The organism is Streptomyces nanshensis, from assembly GCF_001751255.1.
Classification (GTDB): domain Bacteria; phylum Actinomycetota; class Actinomycetes; order Streptomycetales; family Streptomycetaceae; genus Streptomyces; species Streptomyces nanshensis_A.
The window spans coordinates 1-3,614 of sequence record NZ_LJGW01000313.1 but is presented as its reverse complement, the minus strand read 5'-3'; the positions used below and the strand labels follow the sequence as shown (position 1 = coordinate 3,614).

Sequence of the window (3,614 nt, the reverse complement as noted above, 5' to 3'; positions counted from 1 at the left end):
CCCCGCCCGCCCGGTGTGAACCGGACGGACGGGGCGCGGTGTTGAGACCGTACGCGGGACCGCCGCGAGCAAGGGGCGAGGATCCCCGGCCGTGTCAGACCGTCGCGTCCGCCCCCTTCTTCTGCTCGTCGCCGGGCTCGTCCCGCTCGGGGTGCCCGTCCTCCGGACCGTCGCTCCCGCCGTCCCCGGCGCCGCCGCCCGGCGTTCCGGGACCCGCGGCCCTCGGTCCGCGTCCGGCCAGGCGCCGCAGCCACGGCCAGGCCAGCAGCAGGGCGATCACCACGTAGACCGTCACCGAGAACGGGGTGTTCACCAGCCCCGTCACGCTGCCGTCGCTGATCTGGAGCGCCCTGCGGAGCTGCTGCTCCGCGTTGGGCCCGAGGATCACGCCGATGATCGCGGGCAGCACCGGCAGCCCGAAGCGCCGCATCATCAGCCCGATGACGCCGATGACGAGCAGGATCACCATGTCGACGGCCTCGCCGCCCACCGCGTACGCGCCGACGGCGGCGAAGAAGAGGATGCCCGCGTACAGATACGGCCGGGGGATGCGCAGCAGCTTCGCCCAGACCGGCGCCAACGGCAGGTTGAGCACCAGCAGCAGCACCATGCCCACGAAGAGCGAGGCGATCAGGCCCCACACCAGATCCGGTTCCCGCTCGAAGAGCAGCGGTCCGGGCTGGATGCCGTACTGCTGGAACGCGGCGAGCATCACGGCCGCCACCGCGGTCGTCGGCAGTCCGAGCGTGAGCAGCGAGACCAGCGTCCCCGCGGCCGAGGCGGACGAGGCCGACTCCGGCCCCGCGACGCCCTCGATCGCGCCCTTGCCGAACTCCTTCTTGTGCCGGGAGAGCCGCTTCTCCGTGACGTACGACAGGAACGTCGGGATCTCCGCGCCGCCCGCCGGTATCGCGCCGAAGGGGAATCCGATGGCGGGTCCGCGCAGCCAGGGCTTCCAGGTACGGCGCAGATCCGAGCGTTCCAGCCAGGGGCGGCCGACCGGTATGGACTCCCCGGACGTGCGGTGCGCGTGCGCCGCGACCCACAGCGCCTCGCCGATGGCGAAGAGCCCGACGGCGACGATGACGACGTCGATGCCGTCGGAGAGCTGGAGGCTGCCGAAGGTCAGCCGCTGCTGGCCCGTCATCTGGTCGAGCCCGACGAGACCGATGGTCAGCCCGATGAGCAGCGCCGCGAAGCCCCGTACACGGGAGCGCCCGAGCACGGAGGTGACGGCGATGAAGGCCAGCACCATGATCGCGAAGTAGTCGGGGGCGCCGATGTCCACGGCGAGCGAGGCGACCGTGGGCGCCAGCACCACCAGCAGGATCGTGCCGATCATGCCGCCCGCGAAGTGGCCGATGGCGGCGGCCGCGAGGGCCTGTGCGCCGCGTCCGGACTTCGCCATCGGGTTGCCCTCGATGGCGGTGACGACGGCGGCGCTCTCACCCGGGGTGTTGAGCAGGATCGAGGTGGTCGAGCCGCCGAACATCCCGCCGTAGTAGATGCCGGCGAACATGATGAACGCGCCGACCGGGTCGAGCCCGTACGTCACGGGCAGCAGCAGCGCGACGGCCATGGCCGGGCCGATGCCGGGCAGTACGCCGATGGCGGTGCCCAGCAGCACGCCGACCGCGGCCCACAGCAGATTGAGCGGCGTCAGCGCGGTGCCGAAGCCGTCGAGCAGGGACGAGAGGGAATCCATCGCTCAGAGCACCCCCATCAGCGGGCCGCCGGGCAGGGGCACGCCCAGCAGTGTGTTGAAGGCCGCGTAGGTGGCCATGGACAGGACGGCCGCGATCAGCGGGTCGCGGGTGAGGTTGCGGCTTCCCAGCGCGTACGCGGAACCCCAGAAGAGCAGGGCGCCGGTGATCGGGAAGCCGAGCGGGTCGATGAGGGCGGCGCTCGCGAGGAAGATCCCGGCGAGCAGCGCGACCGTGCGCCAGTCCGCGGGCTCGCTGCCGGCGTCCTCGCCGGAGTCGCCCTCGCCCCGTCCGCCGCGCAGCACGTCCAGGGCCAGGACGACGGCGACGACGAGCAGCGAGACGCCGACGACGACCGGGACGGTACGGGGGCCGACCGGGCCGCGCTGGTTGGCGGCGGTCTCCATGGTGAGCGTGTCGCTCAGTACGAGGACGCCGACGAGCAACAGCAGGACGCTGACGCCGAGTTCGGAGCGTCCGCGCAGCCAGGTGCGCCAACCGCCGGGCGCGGGGGCGGAGTTCGCCGCGTCGCCGTCGGCCGTGGCTCCCGGCGCGGACTCGTCAGCGGTGGTGCCGCCGGCCGTGGGCTCGCTCGTCCCGGCTCCGGTGTTCACTTCTCCACCTCCTTGAGCACGGACCGCACGCGCCTGTCCTGTGCGTCCAGGAAGCGCCCGTACTTCTCGCCCGTCAGATACGCGTCGTCCCAGCCGTTGCGCTTGAGGGACTTCTTCCATTGCGGGCTGCCGTGCAGTTCGTCGAAGAAGCGGACGAGCTTGGCGCGCTCCGCCTCGGAGAGTCCGGGCGGCGCCATGACGCCGCGCCAGTTGGTGAACTCCACGTCCATTCCCGCTTCCTTGAGCGTCGGGGCGTCGAAGCCCTCGATGCGCTTCCTGCCGGTGACCGCGAGCAGCCGCAGCTCCCCGGACTTGATCTGGTCGCGGTACTCGCTGATGCCGGAGATGCCGAAGGCGACCTTGCCGCCGAGCACCGAGGCGAGCAGTTCGCCGCCGCCGTCGAAGGGCACGTAGTTGACGGACTTGGGCGCGATGCCCGCGTCCCGCGCCATCAGCATCGGCGCCAGATGGTCGGGACCGCCGGCCGAGGAACCGCCGCCGACGGGCAGCGAACCCGGCTTCTTCTTCCAGTCCTTCAGGAGCTGCTCGAAGGTCTTGTACTTCGAGTTCTTCGAGACGACGACGATGTCCGGCTCCTCCACGGTCCGGGCGATCGGCGTCGCGTCCGCGAGGGTGGAGGGCGAGTCGTTGGTACGGACGGCGCCCACGACGCCGAGGCCCATCGACATGGCGAGCTTGCCGTTGCCGCGCTCGTTGACGAGCCGGGTCAGGCCGACGGTGCCGCCCGCGCCCGGGAGGTTGTACACCTCGATGTTGTGGTTGAGCCCGGCGTCCTCGGCGTCCTTCGCGGCGGTGCGCGCGGTGATGTCGTAACCGCCGCCGGGGGTGTTCGGCACCATGAACTGGAGCCCGGGGATGTTCGTCGCTGTCTCGGCACCGCTGCCCGTCGTGATCAGCGGGGGGCCGATCAGTACGAGCAGCGCCGCCCCGACTAGGGACAGAAGGGTGCGCTGGCGCACGCGGGGCACCGCCTTTCGTGAGTGAGGTCCGGCTGGGGGCCGCGCCATATGCTGCACGGACCCGGCGGCGGTTTCGCCCCCTGTGCGCGAAAGAACTTAATGGTCGTTGTGGTCTTTGTGTTCACGCCGCCGTGCGCGGGGCCGGACGCGGTGCCGAGTCCCGTACGGGGAAGGGCCGTTGAGTCCCGCTCAGGTCCGTGAGGGGCCGTCGCCGGAGTCCCTCCGTACGTACGCGGCAGCGCTCACGACGACGCCCCGCACCGGCGAAGACGCCCCGCGCGCACGACGGCGCCCCGCCACGGTGGTTCCGTGGCGGG

The 3,614-nt window shown here is 71.8% G+C and carries 3 protein-coding genes; all 3 read right to left on the bottom strand.

Features of this window, described 5'->3' with window-relative positions; genetic code table 11:
- Positions 1-94 precede the first annotated feature (94 nt).
- The 3 genes from AN218_RS18525 to AN218_RS18515 all read right to left on the bottom strand — a co-directional run bounded on the left by AN218_RS18525 (position 95) and on the right by AN218_RS18515 (position 3,297).
- Positions 95-1,705 (bottom strand): tripartite tricarboxylate transporter permease, encoded by a 1,611-nt coding sequence (locus AN218_RS18525; protein WP_244900521.1) that lies wholly within the window; start codon positions 1,703-1,705, stop codon positions 95-97.
- Between the two features lie 3 nt (positions 1,706-1,708).
- Positions 1,709-2,188 (bottom strand): tripartite tricarboxylate transporter TctB family protein, encoded by a 480-nt coding sequence (locus AN218_RS18520; RefSeq protein ID WP_070018005.1) that lies wholly within the window; start codon positions 2,186-2,188, stop codon positions 1,709-1,711.
- Positions 2,189-2,313: 125 nt separating this feature from the next.
- Positions 2,314-3,297 (bottom strand): Bug family tripartite tricarboxylate transporter substrate binding protein, encoded by a 984-nt coding sequence (locus AN218_RS18515; protein WP_070018004.1) that lies wholly within the window; start codon positions 3,295-3,297, stop codon positions 2,314-2,316.
- Between the last annotated feature and the right edge of the window lie 317 nt (positions 3,298-3,614).